This window comes from Paenibacillus sp. DP01, assembly GCF_044784315.1.
In the GTDB taxonomy this organism is placed as follows: Bacteria; Bacillota; Bacilli; order Paenibacillales; family Paenibacillaceae; genus Paenibacillus; species Paenibacillus polymyxa.
This window is the reverse complement of sequence record NZ_CP173059.1, coordinates 4,234,378-4,253,335: the sequence shown is the minus strand read 5'-3', so window position 1 is coordinate 4,253,335 and position 18,958 is coordinate 4,234,378. Positions and strand designations below refer to the sequence as shown.

14 protein-coding genes and 1 riboswitch are annotated in these 18,958 nt (G+C 47.3%); of the genes, 11 read left to right on the top strand and 3 right to left on the bottom strand.

What is annotated here, in order from left to right; all coding sequences use genetic code 11:
- The 9 genes from galE to ptsP all read left to right on the top strand — a co-directional run bounded on the left by galE (window position 1) and on the right by ptsP (window position 11,716).
- Window positions 1-990 (top strand): UDP-glucose 4-epimerase GalE, encoded by a 990-nt coding sequence (gene galE / locus ACH59B_RS18590; protein WP_016819067.1) that lies wholly within the window; start codon window positions 1-3, stop codon window positions 988-990.
- A 17-nt stretch (window positions 991-1,007) separates the two neighbouring features.
- The gene (locus tag ACH59B_RS18585) at window positions 1,008-2,651 is read left to right on the top strand and encodes a UDP-glucose--hexose-1-phosphate uridylyltransferase (protein ID WP_017426738.1); all 1,644 of its coding nucleotides are present in this window, start codon (window positions 1,008-1,010) and stop codon (window positions 2,649-2,651) included.
- Between the two features lie 184 nt (window positions 2,652-2,835).
- The gene (locus ACH59B_RS18580; protein ID WP_016819065.1) at window positions 2,836-3,999 is read left to right on the top strand and encodes an iron-containing alcohol dehydrogenase; all 1,164 of its coding nucleotides are present in this window, start codon (window positions 2,836-2,838) and stop codon (window positions 3,997-3,999) included.
- 173 nt (window positions 4,000-4,172) lie between these two features.
- On the top strand, window positions 4,173-4,691 hold the full coding sequence (locus ACH59B_RS18575; RefSeq protein WP_013372583.1) for a hypothetical protein: 519 nt from the start codon (window positions 4,173-4,175) through the stop codon (window positions 4,689-4,691).
- A 48-nt stretch (window positions 4,692-4,739) separates the two neighbouring features.
- Window positions 4,740-6,275: a flotillin family protein gene (locus ACH59B_RS18570; protein WP_017426739.1), complete on the top strand. Its 1,536-nt coding sequence runs from the start codon at window positions 4,740-4,742 to the stop codon at window positions 6,273-6,275.
- Between the two features lie 192 nt (window positions 6,276-6,467).
- On the top strand, window positions 6,468-7,340 hold the full coding sequence (gene glcT / locus ACH59B_RS18565) for a glucose PTS transporter transcription antiterminator GlcT (protein ID WP_017426740.1): 873 nt from the start codon (window positions 6,468-6,470) through the stop codon (window positions 7,338-7,340).
- A gap of 239 nt (window positions 7,341-7,579) precedes the next feature.
- Entirely contained in the window at window positions 7,580-9,625 is a 2,046-nt protein-coding gene (gene ptsG / locus ACH59B_RS18560) for a glucose-specific PTS transporter subunit IIBC (protein ID WP_017426741.1), read from the top strand.
- A gap of 110 nt (window positions 9,626-9,735) precedes the next feature.
- Window positions 9,736-10,011 carry an HPr family phosphocarrier protein gene (locus ACH59B_RS18555; RefSeq protein WP_013372579.1) on the top strand — a complete coding sequence of 92 codons (276 nt, stop codon included), beginning with the start codon at window positions 9,736-9,738 and terminating at the stop codon, window positions 10,009-10,011.
- Window positions 10,004-11,716, top strand: a complete 1,713-nt coding sequence (ptsP, locus tag ACH59B_RS18550; RefSeq protein WP_017426742.1) for a phosphoenolpyruvate--protein phosphotransferase — start codon at window positions 10,004-10,006, stop codon at window positions 11,714-11,716. Before ACH59B_RS18555 ends, ptsP begins: the two co-directional genes overlap by 8 nt.
- Before the next feature lie 127 nt (window positions 11,717-11,843).
- Here the strand turns inward: ptsP and gcvPB are convergent, their stop codons facing one another.
- The 3 genes from gcvPB to gcvT all read right to left on the bottom strand — a co-directional run bounded on the left by gcvPB (window position 11,844) and on the right by gcvT (window position 15,917).
- Complete coding sequence (gene gcvPB, locus ACH59B_RS18545; protein WP_017426743.1) at window positions 11,844-13,340, bottom strand: aminomethyl-transferring glycine dehydrogenase subunit GcvPB; 1,497 nt, start codon at window positions 13,338-13,340, stop codon at window positions 11,844-11,846.
- A complete protein-coding gene (gcvPA, locus tag ACH59B_RS18540; RefSeq protein WP_404302357.1) occupies window positions 13,337-14,692 on the bottom strand; it encodes an aminomethyl-transferring glycine dehydrogenase subunit GcvPA in 1,356 nt (451 codons plus the stop codon). Before gcvPA ends, gcvPB begins: the two co-directional genes overlap by 4 nt.
- 124 nt (window positions 14,693-14,816) lie before the next feature.
- Entirely contained in the window at window positions 14,817-15,917 is a 1,101-nt protein-coding gene (gene gcvT / locus ACH59B_RS18535) for a glycine cleavage system aminomethyltransferase GcvT (RefSeq protein ID WP_193189980.1), read from the bottom strand.
- Between the two features lie 176 nt (window positions 15,918-16,093).
- A riboswitch (glycine riboswitch) is annotated at window positions 16,094-16,286 on the bottom strand.
- A gap of 302 nt (window positions 16,287-16,588) precedes the next feature.
- Here gcvT and gcvH point away from each other — a divergent pair.
- Together gcvH and ACH59B_RS18525 are read left to right on the top strand one after the other, a co-directional pair.
- A complete protein-coding gene (gene gcvH / locus ACH59B_RS18530) occupies window positions 16,589-16,987 on the top strand; it encodes a glycine cleavage system protein GcvH (protein WP_016819056.1) in 399 nt (132 codons plus the stop codon).
- Window positions 16,988-17,413: 426 nt separating this feature from the next.
- Window positions 17,414-18,892 carry a PTS mannitol transporter subunit IICB gene (locus ACH59B_RS18525; protein ID WP_016819055.1) on the top strand — a complete coding sequence of 493 codons (1,479 nt, stop codon included), beginning with the start codon at window positions 17,414-17,416 and terminating at the stop codon, window positions 18,890-18,892.
- Window positions 18,893-18,958 lie beyond the last annotated feature (66 nt).

The following is an 18,958-nucleotide window of genomic DNA, read 5'->3' as shown; positions in this document are numbered from 1 at the left end:
ATGGCCATTTTAGTCACAGGTGGAGCTGGATATATCGGTTCACATACCGTAGCAGAACTGTTGGATCTGGGAGAAGAAGTTGTCGTGCTGGATAACTTGCAAACCGGACACAAAGGAGCATTACTTGGAGGCAAGTTGTATGAAGGTGATTTGAGAGATAAAGAACTTCTGTCCAAACTGTTCTCTGAAAATAAAATCGACGCTGTTATTCATTTTGCAGCCAACTCGCTGGTTGGGGAAAGCATGCAAAATCCTGGGAAGTATTATGACAACAATGTATTTGGTACGTTGAGCTTGCTGGAGGCGATGAAAGATGCCGGCGTAAGCAAGATCGTATTTTCCTCGACTGCCGCTACTTATGGCGAACCGGAAAAGGTGCCGATTGAAGAAGGTGACCGTACTGAGCCAACTAACGTGTATGGTGAAACAAAGCTGATGATGGAGCGCATGATGTCCTGGTTTGATAAAGTATTAGGCATCAAATACGTGTCTTTACGGTATTTTAATGCAGCTGGTGCCCATGAGAGCGGCAAAATCGGTGAAGATCACCGACCAGAAAGCCATCTGATCCCATTGGTGCTCCAGACAGCATTAAAACAGCGTCCACATATCGCTGTGTTTGGTGAGGATTATGCGACACCTGATGGTACGTGTGTCCGTGATTACATTCATGTAAGTGATTTGGCGGATGCTCATGTGCGCGCAGTGAATTACTTGCGTGAAGGTAATGACAGCAACATATTCAATCTGGGCAACGGGCAGGGCTTCTCTGTGAAGGAAGTTATTGAAACGGCACGCAAGGTTACTGGACTCGACATTCCAGTTGTGACAGAACCCCGCCGTGCAGGCGATCCAGCAATATTGGTTGCATCTTCTGACAAGGCCCGTTCGGTGCTGGGCTGGAGTCCAAAACGTACCCAGCTGGAGGATATTATTAGCGGAGCATGGGGATGGCATCAGTCGCACCCTCAAGGCTACGGCGACGAATAGACGGGAGACGATGACATATGAGCGAGCGCCAATCTGTAGATAAAGGCCAAGACCGGGAACTTTCCCGGCACCTGGCCCATGACATCGACGAAACTGTACAGCAATCGGCTCTATATGCGGTGGAGCAACTGGTTGCTTTCGCACATAAGAAGGGCTTGATTGGTCTGCAAGATACGGATTACAGTCGTAATCTGCTATTGGAGCAGTTCGGGTTTTCGGAGCCTTATTCCGGTGGGGAAGCAGGGGGCATTATTGCCCCCGAAGCTCTCCAGCCTGTGCTTAATGTATTGATAGATTATGGTTTTGCCATAGGGCTTATCCCTGAAAACACGGATACGTATCGTGATTTGCTGGATTCCAAAATCATGGGCCAGCTAATGGCGAGACCGTCTGAAGTCATCCGTGACTTTCATCAAACGGAGGCTGAACGTGGTATAGAAGCGGCTACAGATGCTTTTTATCAATTATCCATCGATTCGAACTACATTCGAATGGATCGGGTGGCCAGCAATGTGTACTGGAATCAGTCAACGCCTTACGGAGATATGGAAATTACGATTAATTTGTCCAAGCCAGAAAAAAGTCCCAAGGAAATTGCAATGGCGAAGCTTTTACCGCCGCCTGTTTACCCCAAATGTCAATTGTGCCGTGAAAACGTTGGATATGCCGGAAGGGTAAACCATCCGTCCCGCCAAAATTTGCGTATTATTCCGGTCGAATTGAATAGGGAACCGTGGTTTTTTCAATATTCACCTTATGTGTATTACAACGAGCATTGCATTGTGTTCCATCATGATCATGTACCCATGAAGCTTACAAAGGATACGCTGCGGCGGTTGCTGGCCTTTACGAAAGCGTTTCCGCATTATTTCATTGGCTCTAATGCGGATCTGCCTATTGTCGGAGGGTCTATCCTAACTCATGATCATTTTCAGGGTGGTCGTCATACATTCCCAATTGAAAAAGCGGGTGTGGACGGCGTATACCATAATGAAGAGTTTCCGCAGGTTACGGCAGGTATTGTAAACTGGCCGATGTCGGTCATTCGTTTTACGTCAACAGATCCCGACGCACTGTTGGAGGCGGGGAATGCTGCTTTTGAAGCCTGGAAGGGTTATAGTGATCCATCGGTAGACGTTCTCTCTCATACCGAGCTGGAGGGGGAAACGATTCCGCATAATACAGTAACGCCGATTGTGCGCCGGGATTCTGAAGGAAGATATCAGATGGATCTCGTACTGCGGAACAATCGAACGAGTGAAGAATATCCGGAAGGTATTTTCCATCCCCATCGCGAGATGCATCATATCAAAAAGGAAAATATCGGTCTGATCGAGGTGATGGGGCTTGCCATCTTACCAGGTCGACTCAAGGATGAGCTGGATGGAATTGCTGATATCTTGTGTGGGGACGACGAATTGGCCGTGGCTATGCAGCAGGAAGGACATCCACTGTTTAAGCATGCAGACTGGATTTACCAGTTGAATACCCGGTTCGGTCGCCTGTCTGATAAGGAGACGGCTGTTCGTACCGTACAAAATGAGGTTGGACTGAAATTCAGTGAAATTTTAGAGCACGCAGGAGTGTATAAACGGAATCCATCCGGTCAGCAAGCGTTTGGCCGTTTTATGAAACAATTGGGCTATACCTTGGGAGAATAAAGTTGCTTATGTTGCCACATAATACAATACGAGAACCCTCCCAAGATGTGAAATGTAACCATACTCCTTAAGGGGTATGGTTTTTTTCTGAAAATAAAGCAATTTGTTTCCTGTAACCATAAAGGTTATAATAGAGTAGTTTCTTAACATTAAACTTTAGAATTATTGGAGGCGAACGTTTGCGATGAAAGCATTCGAATTTTATAATCCTACACAATTGATCTTCGGTAAAGGACAATTGGAGGCTCTCAAGCGTGAAGTTCCTAAATATGGAAAACGTGTACTACTTGTATATGGCGGCGGCAGCATTAAGCGCAGCGGTTTGTACGATAATGTAATAAAATTGCTTGGTGAAATTGGTGCAGAGGTAACAGAACTGGCGGGTGTAGAACCAAATCCTCGCTTGTCTACGGTACATAAGGGTGTTGAATTGTGTAAAACAAATCAAATCGACCTTGTACTGGCTGTGGGCGGTGGTAGTGTACTGGATTGCTCCAAAGCTATTGCTGTCGGTGCAAAATATGATGGGGACATGTGGGATTTTGCAGAGCGTAAAGCGGCTCCCAAAGCAGCCTTGCCATTAGGTACGGTTCTGACCATGGCTGCAACCGGCTCTGAGATGAACGCAGGTTCTGTTATTACAAACGAAAAAACTCAGGAAAAATTGGGCTGGGGTAGCGTACATGCGTTTCCTGCGTTTTCCATTCTTGATCCGGTGAACACATACTCTCTGCCACAAAATCAAACGGTTTACGGAATTGTGGATATGATGTCACATACGCTCGAGCATTATTTCCATTTGGAATCCAATACTCCGGTTCAACTGGGCTGGTGTGAAACGATTTTGCGTACGGTCATAGATGCGGCGCCGGGACTGGTTAACGATCTGGAAAACTACGAGCTGCGTGAAACCATTATGTATTGTGGTACGATGGCACTGAACGGCTTCCTGAACATGGGGCTGACAGGTGACTGGGCTACTCACAATATTGAGCATGCTGTGTCTGCTGTTTATGATATTCCGCATGGTGGAGGACTGGCTATTCTGTTCCCGAACTGGATGAAACATAACCTGCATGTGAAGCCTGAACGCTTCAAACAGCTGGCTGTGAATGTGTTCCATGTAAACCCAGAAGGTAAGAGTGATGAAGAAGTAGCGTTGGAAGGTATTCAAGCGTTGCGTGATTTCTGGAGCTCGATTGGTGCACCAAGCCGTCTGGCTGATTACGATATTGATGCGTCCCAAATTGATGTAATGGCTGATAAAGCTGTGAAATTCGGACCTTTCGGTGGCTTTAACAAGCTCAATCGCGAAGATGTAGTCGAAATTTACAAAGCATCCCTGTAAACAGCATTTGGATCATAATAGGCACGTTTGTGCGTCATTAGACGTACGAACGTGCTTTTTTGGGTTTAATTTGGAATATTGGAGGTAAATTTTGAAACTTTTTAAGGTTGAATACGTAAACATAGTTATAGACTGGAAACCAGGCTGAAAAGGTACATGGAAGGAGGAGTCGCATGGAAACCTTATTTTGGTGGTTGTTGGCAGGAGGCGCAATCTTTACTGTGGTTAGTGTGTTGATCGGGGATGTACTCGGTAGCTGGCTGGATGGGGCGTTAGAGTTGCCGGGCCTTGATTGGTTCAGACCTGTCGTTCTACTTGGGGCTATGACTGCTTTTGGCGGGGCTGGAGTACTACTGACAAAGTATACTGGGCTGACCATGGGCTGGGTTGTTGTGCTAGCTTTAGGGATTGCACTTGTTATTGGAGTGCTAGTGTTTTTTGCATTTATCAAGCCCATGGCGAATTCAGAGGTATCCAGCGGCTTCTCGATGCGTGAACTAACTGGCAGAATCGGTGAGGTTACCATTCCTGTACCTGAGGTTGGTTACGGGGAAGTTATGATCCGCTTGGGTGCAGGCAACACCATACATACAGCATCTAGCTTTGATCACAAACCGCTAGCTGCGGGAACCCGTATTGTCGTGGTTGAGGTCGCAGAGGGCGTCGTCCGCGTAGCGTATCTGGACACATAGACGGCGCATTCGCTTAACTTGAAGGGAGCGTGATCGGGAGTGTCAAGTTTGCAAGATATTGTGTTGATCCCTGGAATTGTTGTCATTGTTATCGTCATATTAGGGATTGCTTTTTGGGCCCGTTACAAAACGGTAGGACCGGATGAAGGAATGATTGTGACAGGTTCTTTTCTGGGAAATAAAAATATTTCCGAGGATGATTCTGGTCGCAAGATTAAAATTGTACGTGGTGGGGGCGCTTTCATTTGGCCTATTTTCCAGCAGTCCGAATTTATCTCTCTGTTGTCTCACAAATTGGACGTAACTACACCGGAAGTATATACAGAGCAAGGAGTACCCGTGATTGCGGATGGTGTGGCGATCATCAAGGTTGGCAGTTCCATTGAGGATGTAGCCACAGCAGCCGAGCAGTTCATCGGAAAGCCGCTGGAAGCGCTTAGAGGAGAGGCTCAAGAAGTGCTGGAGGGACATTTGCGGGCAATCCTCGGCTCCATGACGGTAGAGGAAGTATATCGTAATCGGGATCGGTTTGCGCAGGAAGTACAGGGCGTGGCTGCGCGCGATCTAAAAAAGATGGGTTTGCAGATCGTTTCATTCACCATCAAAGATGTGCGCGATAAACATGGGTATCTGGATGCGCTTGGTAAGCCGAGAATTGCTGCTGTCAAAAGGGATGCAGAGATTGCAGAAGCCGAGGCAGTGCGGGATGCCCGAATTCAGAAGGCACAAGCAGAACAGGAAGGACAGAAGGCCGAGCTATTACGGGATACGAATATTGCCGAGGCGGCCAAGGAGAAGGAATTGAAGGTGGCTTCGTTTAAGAAAGAACAGGATACAGCCAGGGCAGAAGCCGATCAGGCTTATCACATTCAGGAGGCCCGTGCTAAGCAGACTGCTGTCGAGGAACAGATGAAAGTTGAGTTGGTACGTAAGGAACGGGAGATTGATATTCAAGCCAAGGAAATACAGGTACGTGAAAAGCAATATGATGCGGAAGTGAAAAAGAAGGCGGAAGCCGATCGGTATGCAGTAGAACAAGCGGCGGAAGCCGACAAATCACGTAAAATGCGTGAGGCGGAATCGCTGCAATACTCGATTGAAACACAGGCTAAAGCGTCAGCTGAACAAAAACGTCTAAACGGGCAAGCAGAAGCGGATGCAGAACGGGCCAAAGGTACAGCCGATGCAGATGTCATCCGTTTGCGTGGTCTCGCGGAAGCTGAGGCCAAGGAAAAACTGGCGGAGGCGTTCCAGAAGTTTGGAGAGGCTGCCGTGCTCGATATTATCGTGAAAATGCTGCCGGATCTGGCAGGACGCATTGCCGAACCGATTGCATCCATTGATAAACTGACTGTTGTGGATACGGGTAAAGGGGAAGGAGCAACTCGTGTCAGCAATTATGTCACGGAACTGATGGCGACGGCTCCCGAGATGCTTAAGAGTGTATCCGGTATTGATGTAGAGCAGTTGATCAAGGGACTAACCACTGGAAAAAAAGGCATTCATTCCGTACCTTCCTCCGATGATGCGAACAAGCTACACAATCCACCCTTGGTTGAGGTGGCACTAACGGATAAAGAATAACGATAAGCCTCTGGGGAGTAGATTCTCAGCCTTCAAAAGACCGCTTTTCATCACAGCATTTCCTGGAAATTGTGATGAAAAGCGTTTTCTTTTTATTGACCTTTAGCGGAATATTTGGTACTTTAACGTGGATTCCTCTGAGCTTCATGCTATAATTCTTAGGATCAAGGTTCTGATAAAAGAGGTGCGGATGTGAGCAGCCTAAAAGTGGCCAAAGCGCTGAATAACAATGTGATTATAGGGATGCATCCCGAGCATGATGAGGTTGTCGTGATTGGAAAAGGAATCGGTTTCAATCGCAGACCCGGCGATCTAATGCCGTTGGATTCAGTTGAAAAATTATTTATATTAAAAAGCCATGAAGAGCAGGAGCAATACAAACGATTGCTTCCTGAGCTGGATGAAAAGCTCATTGAGGTCATCGGTGAGGTGCTTCATCTTGTTCAGCTTCAAGCCAAAAAGCCTCTTAATGAGCACATACTAATTGCTTTAACTGACCATATTGCCTTCTCCATCAACCGTCATAAACAGGGGATTACGATTCATAATCCGTTCTTGTATGAAACTAGGGAAATATATCCTCAGGAATACAAGATGGCTGAGCAGGCTGTTGCTTTGATCAAGGATAAGATGGACGTGGATCTGGGAGAAGATGAAATCGGATTCGTAGCTCTGCATATTTATAGTGCTATGACGAACCAACATATCTCCGAGGTTAGGAAGGATTCTCGTCTGATTGCTGACATGGTTCAGGTCGTCGAGACGACACTCGATTACCGAATTCCTATCCAATCCCTTGATTATTCCCGTCTGCTGACTCATCTGAGATTTGCGATTGAACGTGTACGACGAGGAGAGATTGTGCAGGAGATTTACCGATTGGACAAGCTTTTGAATGAAGAATATCCAGAAATGTATATGCTGGCCTGGAAACTTACGAAGATTATGGAGAAAAGGCTACGTAAACCGGTGTATCCAGCTGAAGTTAGCTATTTGACGATGCATCTGCAGCGTTTGTCCCAACGCAAGCAGGGAGAGCAACAAACCGTGATAAAGCCCGAATAAAAAAGTATTGCCTCGCATTTAGCGTGGTGCTATAATCAATTTTGCAATGAGGAAGACAACAACTAAACATTTTAACGTGTTACTGATTCGATCAGGCATGAGTTGTTTTAAGTTATGATTGTTTACAGCCTAGTGGGGTATGCTATATCCCAAGGTTGTGTTCAAACATACTTAAATCGGCTCATGCCTTTTTTGTTGTTTTACCTCTGTTCTAAATTTCAGAGAAGGATGTGGATGGTATGTTTAAAAAGCTTTTCGGCGTTTTACAGCGTGTCGGTAAAGCGTTAATGCTTCCAGTAGCCATTTTGCCAGCTGCGGGGCTTTTATTGGGTATCGGCAACATGCTGGTCAATCCTGATTTTCTCCAGTACATCCCTGCGTTAAATGCGGGCTGGGTTCAATCGGTAGCGACAATCATGATGAACGCCGGACAAATTGTTTTTGATAATCTGGCGCTGTTGTTTGCAGTCGGCGTAGCCGTCGGTCTGGCGGGCGGCGAAGGTGTAGCAGGTTTGGCTGCGATCATCGGTTACCTCGTAATGAACATTACGCTGGGTACAGCTGTAGGTGTTACACCTGGTCTGATTGCTCAAAAAGTACCGGGTTATGCGAATGTGTTGGGTATTCCTACACTTCAAACCGGGGTGTTCGGCGGGATTATCATCGGTATACTGGCCGCTGCTATGTACAACCGATTTTTCAAAATCGAGCTTCCTTCGTACCTGGGCTTTTTTGCGGGTAAGCGCTTCGTTCCAATTGCAACAGCAGTATCTTCACTGATTGTCGGACTGGCACTGGTTTTGATCTGGCCCCCAGTTCAACAAGGACTTAACGCTGTATCTCACTTTATGGTGTATTCCAACCCGACCTTGTCGGCGTTCCTGTTCGGAGTTATCGAACGTGCGCTCATTCCGTTTGGTTTGCATCACATCTGGTACTCACCGTTCTGGTTTGAGTTTGGTGAATATGTGAACAAAGCAGGTCAAACCATTCACGGTGACCAGCAGATCTTCTTCAATCAGCTTCGCGACGGTGTGGCACTGACAGCAAGTACGTTCCAAGTAGGTAAATTCCCATTCATGATGTTCGGATTACCGGCAGCAGCACTTGCGATGTATCATGAAGCAAGACCGGAGCATAAAAAATATGTAGCAGGCATCATGGGTTCAGCAGCCTTGACTTCATTCCTGACAGGTATTACGGAGCCACTGGAATTTTCCTTCCTGTTCGTAGCTCCATTGCTGTTTGCAGTACACTGTGTATTTGCAGGTTTGTCATTTATGACGATGCAAATTTTGAATGTTAAAATCGGCATGACGTTCTCTGGTGGATTTATTGATTTCCTGATATTCGGGATTATTCCAACCCGTACACCATGGTGGTATGTAATTATCGTCGGTCTGATTTTGGCGGTTATTTACTACTTCGGATTCCGATTCATCATACGGAAATTCAACTTGAAGACACCAGGACGTGAAGAAGCTACAGATAATGTGGAGGGTGCAGCAAGCGGTAGCAGTGACGAGCTTCCACATAACATTTTGGCTGCTTTCGGTGGTTCATCGAATATCAAGCATCTGGATGCATGTATCACACGTCTTCGGATCGAAGTTAATGAGAAATCAAACGTGGATAAAGCTCGTCTGAAACAACTTGGCGCCTCAGGTGTCCTTGAAGTAGGTAACAATGTACAGGCGATCTTCGGTACCCGTTCCGATACGATTAAAACTCAAATGGCTGATATCATGGCAGGACGTACACCTGCACCTGCTCCTTCAGAACCAGCTCCACAAGAGGAAAAGGAAGCCGGAGAACAAAAGCAAACGATCGTTGTGGAAGATATTGTGATGCCAGTAAACGGTGAATTGGTTGACATCTCGTCCGTTCCCGATCCGGTCTTTGCAGAACGCATGACAGGTGATGGATTTGCAGTTGTGCCAAATGATGGAACAATTGTTTCTCCTGTTTATGGTAAAGTATTCAATGTATTCCCAAGCAAGCATGCGGTTGGTATTCAATCCGATGGTGGTAAAGAAGTGCTTGTTCATATCGGGGTGAATACAGTGAAGCTTAAAGGTCAAGGATTTGACGTTTTGGTGAACGAAGGCGATCTTGTGTCAGCCGGCCAGCCTATTATGAAAGTAGACCTGGAATACGTGAAGGCAAACGCTAAATCCATCATCTCACCTGTCATTTTTACCAACCTTCCAGAAGGATCTTCGGTAACTTTAAATAAAACTGGAGTATTGAAGGCTGGCGAAGATGGTATAATTACGATAAAATAAACTCTATGTGTTTCGGATTAGTTGATTAGGCGGCTTAGGCCGTCTGATCAATTATCCGGTATGCTGCGTGTAAACAAATATTATTTTTAGGAAAGTGGGAGGAACAAATTATGCAAACAACTTTTAGAATTACGGATGAAGACGGTATCCATGCACGTCCTGCAACTGCGCTGGTAAATACAGCTAACAAATTCAGCGGTGCTGAATCTTTCGCCGAAGCTAACGGTAAAAAAGTAACTTTGAAATCCATTCTGGGTGTATTGTCTCTTGGTCTGGAACAAGGGGATACTATTAACATTATCTGCGAAGGCGCTGAAGCTGCTGAAGCATTGAAAGCTCTTGAAAATGTAATCGTTAACGAAGGGCTGGGCGAAGTTCATGCTTAAAATTTCCGGGATTGCCGCTTCGGCAGGCATAGCCATTGCCCGGGCGTTTATCTTGGAGCATCCGAATTACGCTGTAGAGAGACGCGCGGTTGGTGATGTTGAAGCTGAAATCGCAAGATTGGATGCGGCTTTAGCAGAATCTCAAACCGAATTGGAATCGATTAAGGAGAAAACGCTTCGTGAACTGGGTGAGAAAAAAGCAGAAATTTTTGCATCTCACCTGCTGATTCTGAATGATCCTGAATTGATCGATCCGGTTAAAGCTAAAATCAGAGACGAGCAGCTCAATGCTGACTATGCTTTGAATGAAGTAGCTACACAGTTTGTTTCCATGTTTGAAAACATGAAAAGTGCATATTTGCAAGAACGCGCATCGGACATGCGTGATGTAACCAAACGGGTGCTTAATCACCTGCTTGGTGTTCATTTTGTCAGCCCTGCAGAAATTGCCGAAGAAACGATTGTACTTGCGGAAGATTTGACACCTTCCGACACAGCTCAGCTGAATCGTGAATTTGTTAAAGGCTTTGCAACAAATATCGGCGGACGCACTTCGCACTCGGCTATTATGGCTCGTTCATTAGAAATTCCTGCTGTTGTAGGAACAAAAAATATATTGTCTCAAGCTAAAAGCGGCGATTTGATTATCGTCGATGGTCTGGATGGTCACGTGTTCGTGAATCCTACCGAAGAAATCGTTGCAGAATACCGTGCTAAACAGGTGGCATATGACAAGCAACGCGAAGAGTGGCGTAAGCTGCGCGGCGAAGCTACGGTTTCCGTCGATGGTGTCCATGTCGAATTGGCAGCCAATATTGGTACGCCTAACGATGTAGCTGGTGTTCTAGACAACGGTGGTGAAGGCGTTGGCTTGTATCGTACGGAGTTCTTATACATGGGACGCGACAAGCTCCCATCCGAAGATGTACAATATACAGCTTACAAAACGGTTCTGGAAAGAATGGAAGGCAAACCGGTTGTAGTCCGTACTTTGGACATCGGTGGAGATAAAGAACTTCCTTATCTGGATCTGCCGAAAGAAATGAATCCGTTCCTCGGATTCCGTGCTATTCGTCTGTGTCTGGATCGCCAGGATATTTTCCGCACTCAATTGCGTGCTTTGTTGCGTGCAAGCGTGCACGGTAACCTGCGCATTATGTTCCCAATGATTGCTACGCTGAACGAATTCCGTGAAGCTAAAGCTGTTTTGTTGGAGGAAAAAGAAAAGTTGGTAGCCGAGGGTGTATCCGTATCTGAAGAAATTCAGCTGGGCATCATGGTAGAAATTCCTTCTACAGCGGTATTGGCTGACCAATTCGCTAAAGAAGTGGATTTCTTCAGTATTGGTACTAACGATCTGATTCAATACACAATGGCAGCGGATCGTATGAACGAGCGGGTTTCTTACCTGTATCAACCATATAATCCATCCATTTTGCGTCTGGTGAAAATGGTTATTGATGCCGCTCACCGTGAAGGACGTTGGGTTGGTATGTGTGGTGAAATGGCAGGAGACACAACAGCAATTCCGTTGCTGCTGGGTCTGGGACTGGATGAGTTCAGCATGAGCGCAACTTCCATTCTGCCAGCACGTAGTCAAATCTCCAAGTTGTCCCGTGCGGACATGGAGAAATTGGCTGCAAAAGCTCTGGATATGCAAACAGCCGAGCAGGTTGTTGAATTGGTTCAAAGCATCGAAGCATAAGGAAGGGTATCACATTTTCAAAGGTTATATCTTTTTCCAACAAAAATTGCTGTATACATACAGCAGCCGGTATCTCAACAGATACCGGCTTTTTTGTATGCTTGGATTGTTGTGTTTGAATTTAACCTTAACTACATGCGCAATTCAGCACAGGCTTACGGGCTGCAGTGGTTTCATCCAGGCGTGTGAGTGGAGTGGTATAGGGTGCATTGAGCACCAGCTCAGGGTTCTCCTCGGCTTCGCGCGCAATATGAATCATAGTGTCGACAAAAGCATCCAGCGTCTCTTTGCTTTCTGTTTCCGTCGGCTCGATCATGATGCATTCCTCTACATTTAGCGGAAAATAAATGGTAGGCGGATGGTAACCGAAATCAAGCAATCGTTTGGCTACATCCAGCGTGCGTACTCCAAATTTCTTCAAACCTCGCCCTGACATGACAAATTCGTGTTTACAATGCCCAGGATAAGGCAGGTCAAAGTGCGGAGCCAGCCGATGCATCATGTAGTTGGCATTGAGTACAGCGCATTCGGACACCCGCTTCAAGCCATCAGGACCGTAGCTGCGGATATAGGCATAGGCTCGGACGAGAATGCCGAAGTTTCCGTAAAAGGCTTTGACCCGCCCAATAGAATCTACGTGCTCCCGATCCCAGCGGTACACACCCTGCGGATCACGTACGACAAACGGCTTGGGCAAATAGGGAATCAGTCGCTGCTTTACGCCGACGGGTCCAGCGCCCGGGCCCCCTCCACCGTGCGGAGTACTCATCGTTTTGTGCAAATTGAGATGCACCACATCGAAGCCCATGTCCCCGGGGCGGGTAATCCCCATGATGGCGTTGGAGTTTGCCCCGTCATAGTAGAGCAGACCACCTGCGTCATGCACGATCGCGGCAATGTCAGTAATTTGCTTCTCGAACAAGCCCAGCGTGTTCGGATTGGTCAGCATGAGCGCAGCGGTGTCGTTGCCTACCGCTTGGCGGAGCGCGTCCAGATCCACCAGCCCCTCAGGGGTGGAGGGAAGGGTGATTGTTTCGAAGCCCGCTACGGTTGCACTGGCGGGGTTCGTACCGTGCGAGGAATCCGGCACGAGCACCTTGGTACGTCGCTCACCACGTGCCTCGTGGTACGAGCGAATCATCATCAGCCCGGTCCATTCGCCATGGGCGCCAGCAGCGGGCTGGAGCGTGACGGCATCCATGCCGGTCAACGCAGCCAGATCGTTTTGGAGCGTATGCAGCAGATCCATAGCCCCCTGGATGCTATTCTCCGGCTGATATGGATGAATTTTAGCGAAGCCTGCGTAACGGGCGACATCCTCATTCACTTTTGGATTGTATTTCATCGTACACGAGCCAAGCGGATAAAACCCGTTGTCGACGCCGAAGTTGCGCTGGGACAGGGCGGTATAATGGCGAATAACATCTACTTCGTATACCTCGGGTAATGCCGCAGGTTCGCTGCGCAGCGCATAATCCGGCAAAAGCTCTGCCACCGGGCGACGAGGAACGTCGCACTCGGGAAGGGAATAAGCGATGCGACCCGGACGGCTCAATTCAAAAATGAGCGCTTGATCGTGTTCCTTCAACAGCTCTTGTTTCTGGTCCGGTCCGGTGTGTGTCATAGCAATCCCTCCAAGGTGTGTACAAATTGGTCGATCTCTTCTTTGGTTCTTTGCTCCGTCACTGCAATCAGCATGTGACCCGCAAGTTCCGGATAGTCCCGGCCCAAATCATAGCCTGCGATAAATCCAGCAGCTAGCAGATTGTCCTGAAGTTGGCTCATATTCGTACCTTCAGGCAGCCTAAGGGCGAACTCGTTAAAGGTCGGTGCGTGAAACGAGGCAGTTATGCCATTCAAGCTCAGCAATTGTTCTAACGCATAGCGGCTTTTATGCAAATTCAGCTCGGCTACTTCCTGGATACCCTGTTTACCCATGACAGACAAGTACACAGATGCAGATAAAGCAAGCAACGCTTGGTTGGAACAAATGTTAGACGTGGCCTTTTCGCGGCGGATATGTTGTTCCCGCGCTTGCAAGGTCAGCACGAAGCCGCGTTTGCCGTTGCGGTCCGTGGTTTGGCCTACGATACGCCCAGGGATACGACGCATATGTGCCTGAGAAACGGCAAAGTAACCGCAGGTTGGACCGCCGAGGGAGGACGAGATCCCAAGCGGCTGCGCGTCTCCTACAACAATATCCGCGCCCTGCTTACCGGGCGCCTCCAGCAAGCCAAGTGCCAATGGGTTGGCACTGACGACCATTAGCCCCTTGTGTGCATGGATCAGGTCAGCCATCGGCTTCAGATTTTCCACGGCTCCAAAAAAGTTGGGGCTTTGGATCAAGACAGCCGCCGTCTGTTCCGATACGGCCGCGGCAAGCGCATCGACATCCGTTACGCCGTCCGAACAGCCGATCTCCACGATGTCCAAGTCCAATCCGCGCGCATAGGCTACCAATACCTGGCGTGCCTCTGGATGGACAGACCTTGATACGATAAGCTGTTTACGGCGCGTGGCTGCGGCGGCCAGTGAGCCCGCTTCCGCCAGAGCTGTCGCTCCATCGTACATGCTGGCATTCGCTACTGCCATGCCTGTCAATTCGCAAATATACGACTGGAATTCAAAAATGGCTTGCAGCTCGCCCTGGCTTACTTCCGGCTGATAGGGGGTGTAGGCTGTGTAAAATTCGGAACGTGAGGTGATGTGCTGAATGACGGACGGAATATGATGATCATAAATACCTGCACCAAGAAAGCTGGCATGTGTGTCTGTATTGGCGTTGTGTCCGGCCAGCTCGGCCATGTGGCGAGTTAAGGCTCTTTCGTCAAGCCGAGAGGAAAGAGGGAGTTCCCCTTGGTATCGAATTGCCTCTGGAATGTCACTGAATAAATCATCAATGGATGATACGCCCACCACACGCAGCATTTCGGCTTGATCTTGTTCGGTCATGGGGAGATAGCGATGCTGCTTCATAAGTTCTGGCTCCTTTCGAAAAGCAAAATTTAGATAGTAAATTAGCTAATACATAATCGTAGTTGGAAAATCCAGAATTTCGTATCTGACATGATCATTTTTTTGAAATGAAGAGGATTTAGGATCAGCGTGGCCGCTTATAAAAGGGGGCTGCGACCACTTCCGCACGCAGGCGTTTACCTCGAATTTCGACCTCTAACGGTGTAGATAGGGTGCTAAAACGACTGTCCACCAGGGCTAGCCCCAAATTACGCTTCAAGGTGGGCGATTGAGTCCCCGTTGTGACCTCACCAATGTGTTGGCCTTCCGCGAAGACTGGATAATGAGCGCGCGGGATACCGCGGTCAATCATTTCCAGCCCGATCAACTTGCGAGGAATTCCTTGTTCTTTCTGGTGTTGCAGTGCTTCTCTGCCGATAAAATCTCCTTTATTCAGCTTGACGAAGAAACCTAAACCAGCCTCAAGCGGTGAAATGGTGGCAGATAACTCTTGTCCGTACAGCGGCAGCCGTGCCTCAAACCGTAGTGTATCGCGAGCACCAAGCCCAGCGGGAATTAGCCCATACGATTCACCGCAACGAAGCAAACCATTCCACACGGCGGGCGCTTCCTCAGCAGGTATATAAAATTCAAAACCGTCTTCGCCGGTATATCCGGTTCGGGAGACGAGTGCTTTTGCTCCGAACAATTGCACGTTCTCATGGAATCGGAAAGATGCCAGATTCGTAATATCTGTATCTGTCACGGCTGCGGCAATATGTGCTGCTTCCGGACCTTGTAATGCCAGCAATGCGATCGCATCAGACACATTCTCCAGATGAACCGATGCAGGTACGTGGCGCATGAGCCAATCCCAATCTTTGTCGATGTTGGAGGCATTCACAACGAGCATGTAGCGCTCTGGTCCTTTGCAGTATACAAGCAAGTCATCCACTACGCCTCCATCGGGGTAACACAGGAGTGAATATTGTGCCTGGCCCGGTTCCAACTGGCTGACATCATTCGTGGTTACCCATTGCAAAAAAGCCTCGGCTTCTTTGCCCTCAACCAAAAACTCGCCCATGTGCGAGACATCGAATAAACCCGCGCGTTGCCGGACGGCCTCATGCTCTTTTTGGATGCCGCTAAACTGAACGGGAAGCTCCCACCCGCCAAAGTCAATACAACGAACCCCGGGCTGCGTCCCGTAAGACGAAAATAATGGTGTTCTTCGCAAATTAGACATTTTTTCACTCCTATCCAGTGTAATCGGCTAAACAAAAAAGACAGGCTGAAAGAAACGTATAGACGGCAGTCCATACTCTTCTTTCAGCTCTGTCCTTGATACCAGAAAGTTACCCCGGTGTGAACCAGGTTTCCCCTTGGGTGATCCGCTCTAATCGCGAATGCTCTCCAGAGATGCGTCCGGCAGAGGTCCTTTTGCCTGAGAGATTCACCTGCAATGCAAGTTTACTCCTTCGGCGCTACCTTTTGGATCAACGGTAGGTTACCCGGTTTTGCAGGTAACAAGTTGATCCGAGTTCGCGTGCACAACTGTCTCAGAAACGACAACAGCTATGCGAATTTTTTGGGTAGTCTCTCCCTCCGCGTTCATCCGCGTTTGCAGTTGTCGGGGTATTTCCAAAAGCATTTGCTATAACCCATTAATACGCAAATTCATTCAAAATGTCAATAAAAATGTCATATAAAACAATCCAAAAAACATTTAATGTATAAATAAGGATATGTAAGCGTTTGTTACAAGTTATCATTTTTTAATATTCTATGCTATATGAGATAACATGAAGTATTTTTGTTAGTATTATTGACATGATTGCTCATGTTGTCATAATCTTAACCTGTCTAATACAGGTGATTAAAAGCATTTTATTCATGTGGAAGTGAGGCGAAAGCAGGATGAGTGAAGTGAAACGGGAACTTTGGTATACAGACGAACATGAGTGGGTTCAGCGCACAGCAGACGGGACGTTGCGGATCGGCATTACAGACTTTGCACAGCATCAACTGGGTGATATTGTTTTTGTGGAATTACCTGGGGCGGGAGCAACGATTGAACAGGGGGCAGAGATTGGTACAATTGAATCGGTGAAGACCGTATCCGACCTTTTTGCTCCGGTGGCGGGAACCGTATTGAAAGTAAATGAAGCTCTGGAAAGCACACCTGAGCTGGTGAATGAATCTCCCTATGAAAAGGGTTGGATGATTGAAGTAGAGATGGGCAATGATGTCGAGGAAGCTCTGAGCAAGCTGCTGTCTGCGGATCAGTACGAGCAGTTGATTTCGGATGAACAATAACGAGCAATATAAGATGGAATATTAGCGCTTTATTCTAAATTTTTATATGGATATTGAATTGAATAAAAGCATCGTTAGTCCGCTCGTTTTGTGTATAAAATAGTCGCTATGATCTGACATGGCGGCTATTTTTTTGTTGTCTTTTAGAAGACGTAATTACGTCGATTTATTAGATTTAGAGGTGAGCTCCTCTACATAAGGTGCAGATTTACAGCACTGTTTTTTCGACTAATTTCTATTGTTATCGGTCATATTAAGAAGAATTATGCAGGTATAATACGTTGTCCGTTATTTTAAATTTAAATGTTGTCATCAACGTTCATGACGAAAGTACGTTTTCATTTCGTTGATGAAGATAGCGCTGTCATTTAGTATGAATTTTAAGAAAAGGTAGTGATGCTATTTACTCACAAGGAGGATATGAATATGAGCACAGTGGACACAAAGTCCAGTTCAAGCGGTGGCGCTCGTGTCGCCGTACAACGTTTTGGCCGTTTTCTCAGCGGTATGGTTATGCCCAATATGGGGGCCTTTATCGCATGGGGATTAATTACGGCCCTTTTTATTCCGACCGGGTGGTTTCCGAACGAGGGTTTTGCACAACTGGTTGATCCGATGAAAAATTATTTGCTGCCGCTATTGATTGGTTATACAGGAGGCACAATGATTCACGGACAGCGTGGAGGTGTGATCGGTGCCATTATGACGATGGGTGTCATTGTGGGGGCCGATATCCCGATGTTCCTGGGCGCAATGGTAGCTGGCCCGCTGGCTGCATGGATCTTGAAGAAGTTCGATAAGGCCATTGAAGGCAAAGTCAAATCAGGTTTTGAAATGCTGGTCAATAATTTCTCGGCCGGGATTATCGGTGCCATTCTAGCACTGCTCGCTCATGTGGGGATTGGCCCGGTCGTTCAAACCATCAGCCAAGTATTGTCGGCAGGGGTACAGTTTCTCGTAAATGCAGGGCTCTTGCCGCTTGTCAACCTCATTATTGAGCCCGGAAAAGTATTATTTCTCAACAACGCACTGAATCACGGAGTATTGAGTCCGATTGCGCTAGAGGAAGCTGCAAGAACAGGAAAATCCGTTTTGTTCATGCTTGAATCCAATCCTGGGCCGGGGCTCGGTATTTTGCTGGCCTATTGCCTGTTCGGTAAAGGCTCTGCGAAGTCGTCTGCTCCTGGTGCAGTTATCATTCATTTTTTCGGCGGGATTCATGAAATTTATTTCCCTTACATTTTGATGAAGCCGATTCTAATTCTCGCTGCTATAGCAGGGGGCGTTGTGGGAACCTTCTGTTTTATGTTGACAGGTGCCGGACTGGTTGCTGCTCCTTCACCAGGCAGTATCATTGCTTATTTCCTGATGACACCAAAAGGCGGATATTTGCCGATGCTGAGCGGTGTAATCGCTGCTGCAGTCGTATCCTTTGCTGTTGCCGCAGTATTGCTCAAGACAGGTAAGCAAAAGGAAGAGGGGCTGGAGGAAGCTGCATCCCGCCTGAAAGATATGAAAAATCAAAGCAAGGGTGCAAGTGCTAACGCCACTGTAATGGAAGATAACCACGCATCTGATCGTGCTGCTGAGATTGCCGCAGATCGAATGCTCAAGGATAAATCCGAAGTGAACAAAATTGTCTTTTCCTGTGATGCAGGTATGGGTTCAAGTGCCATGGGAGCTTCAATTTTACGCAAAAAAATGAAACAGGCGGGCGTGGGCGTTACGGTAACGAATACGGCAATCAGTGAAATTCCACAGGATGCGGACATTGTCATTACGCAAAAAACATTAACAGACCGGGCTAAAACGGTAGCCCCGAATGCTGAGCACATTTCCATTGACAATTTTCTGAAAAGCCCTGAATACGAAGCGCTGGTTGACCGTCTGAAATCCGACTCTTAATCCCTATAAAGTCAGCCGTCTGTGTACAGTTTGTATTTCCTGCTGAAAGGGAATAGAGCTTGGGAA

Coding starts and splice junctions, on each gene's coding strand:
- ACH59B_RS18555 (WP_013372579.1), top strand. CDS start 9,736: ATGCAAACAACTTTTAGAATTACGGATGAAGACGGTATCCATGCACGT.
- gcvPB (WP_017426743.1), bottom strand. CDS start 13,340: ATGACACACACCGGACCGGACCAGAAACAAGAGCTGTTGAAGGAACAC.
- gcvH (WP_016819056.1), top strand. CDS start 16,589: ATGAGTGAAGTGAAACGGGAACTTTGGTATACAGACGAACATGAGTGG.
- ACH59B_RS18585 (WP_017426738.1), top strand. CDS start 1,008: ATGAGCGAGCGCCAATCTGTAGATAAAGGCCAAGACCGGGAACTTTCC.
- ptsP (WP_017426742.1), top strand. CDS start 10,004: ATGCTTAAAATTTCCGGGATTGCCGCTTCGGCAGGCATAGCCATTGCC.
- galE (WP_016819067.1), top strand. CDS start 1: ATGGCCATTTTAGTCACAGGTGGAGCTGGATATATCGGTTCACATACC.
- gcvPA (WP_404302357.1), bottom strand. CDS start 14,692: ATGAAGCAGCATCGCTATCTCCCCATGACCGAACAAGATCAAGCCGAA.
- ACH59B_RS18580 (WP_016819065.1), top strand. CDS start 2,836: ATGAAAGCATTCGAATTTTATAATCCTACACAATTGATCTTCGGTAAA.
- gcvT (WP_193189980.1), bottom strand. CDS start 15,917: ATGTCTAATTTGCGAAGAACACCATTATTTTCGTCTTACGGGACGCAG.
- ptsG (WP_017426741.1), top strand. CDS start 7,580: ATGTTTAAAAAGCTTTTCGGCGTTTTACAGCGTGTCGGTAAAGCGTTA.
- ACH59B_RS18575 (WP_013372583.1), top strand. CDS start 4,173: ATGGAAACCTTATTTTGGTGGTTGTTGGCAGGAGGCGCAATCTTTACT.
- ACH59B_RS18525 (WP_016819055.1), top strand. CDS start 17,414: ATGAGCACAGTGGACACAAAGTCCAGTTCAAGCGGTGGCGCTCGTGTC.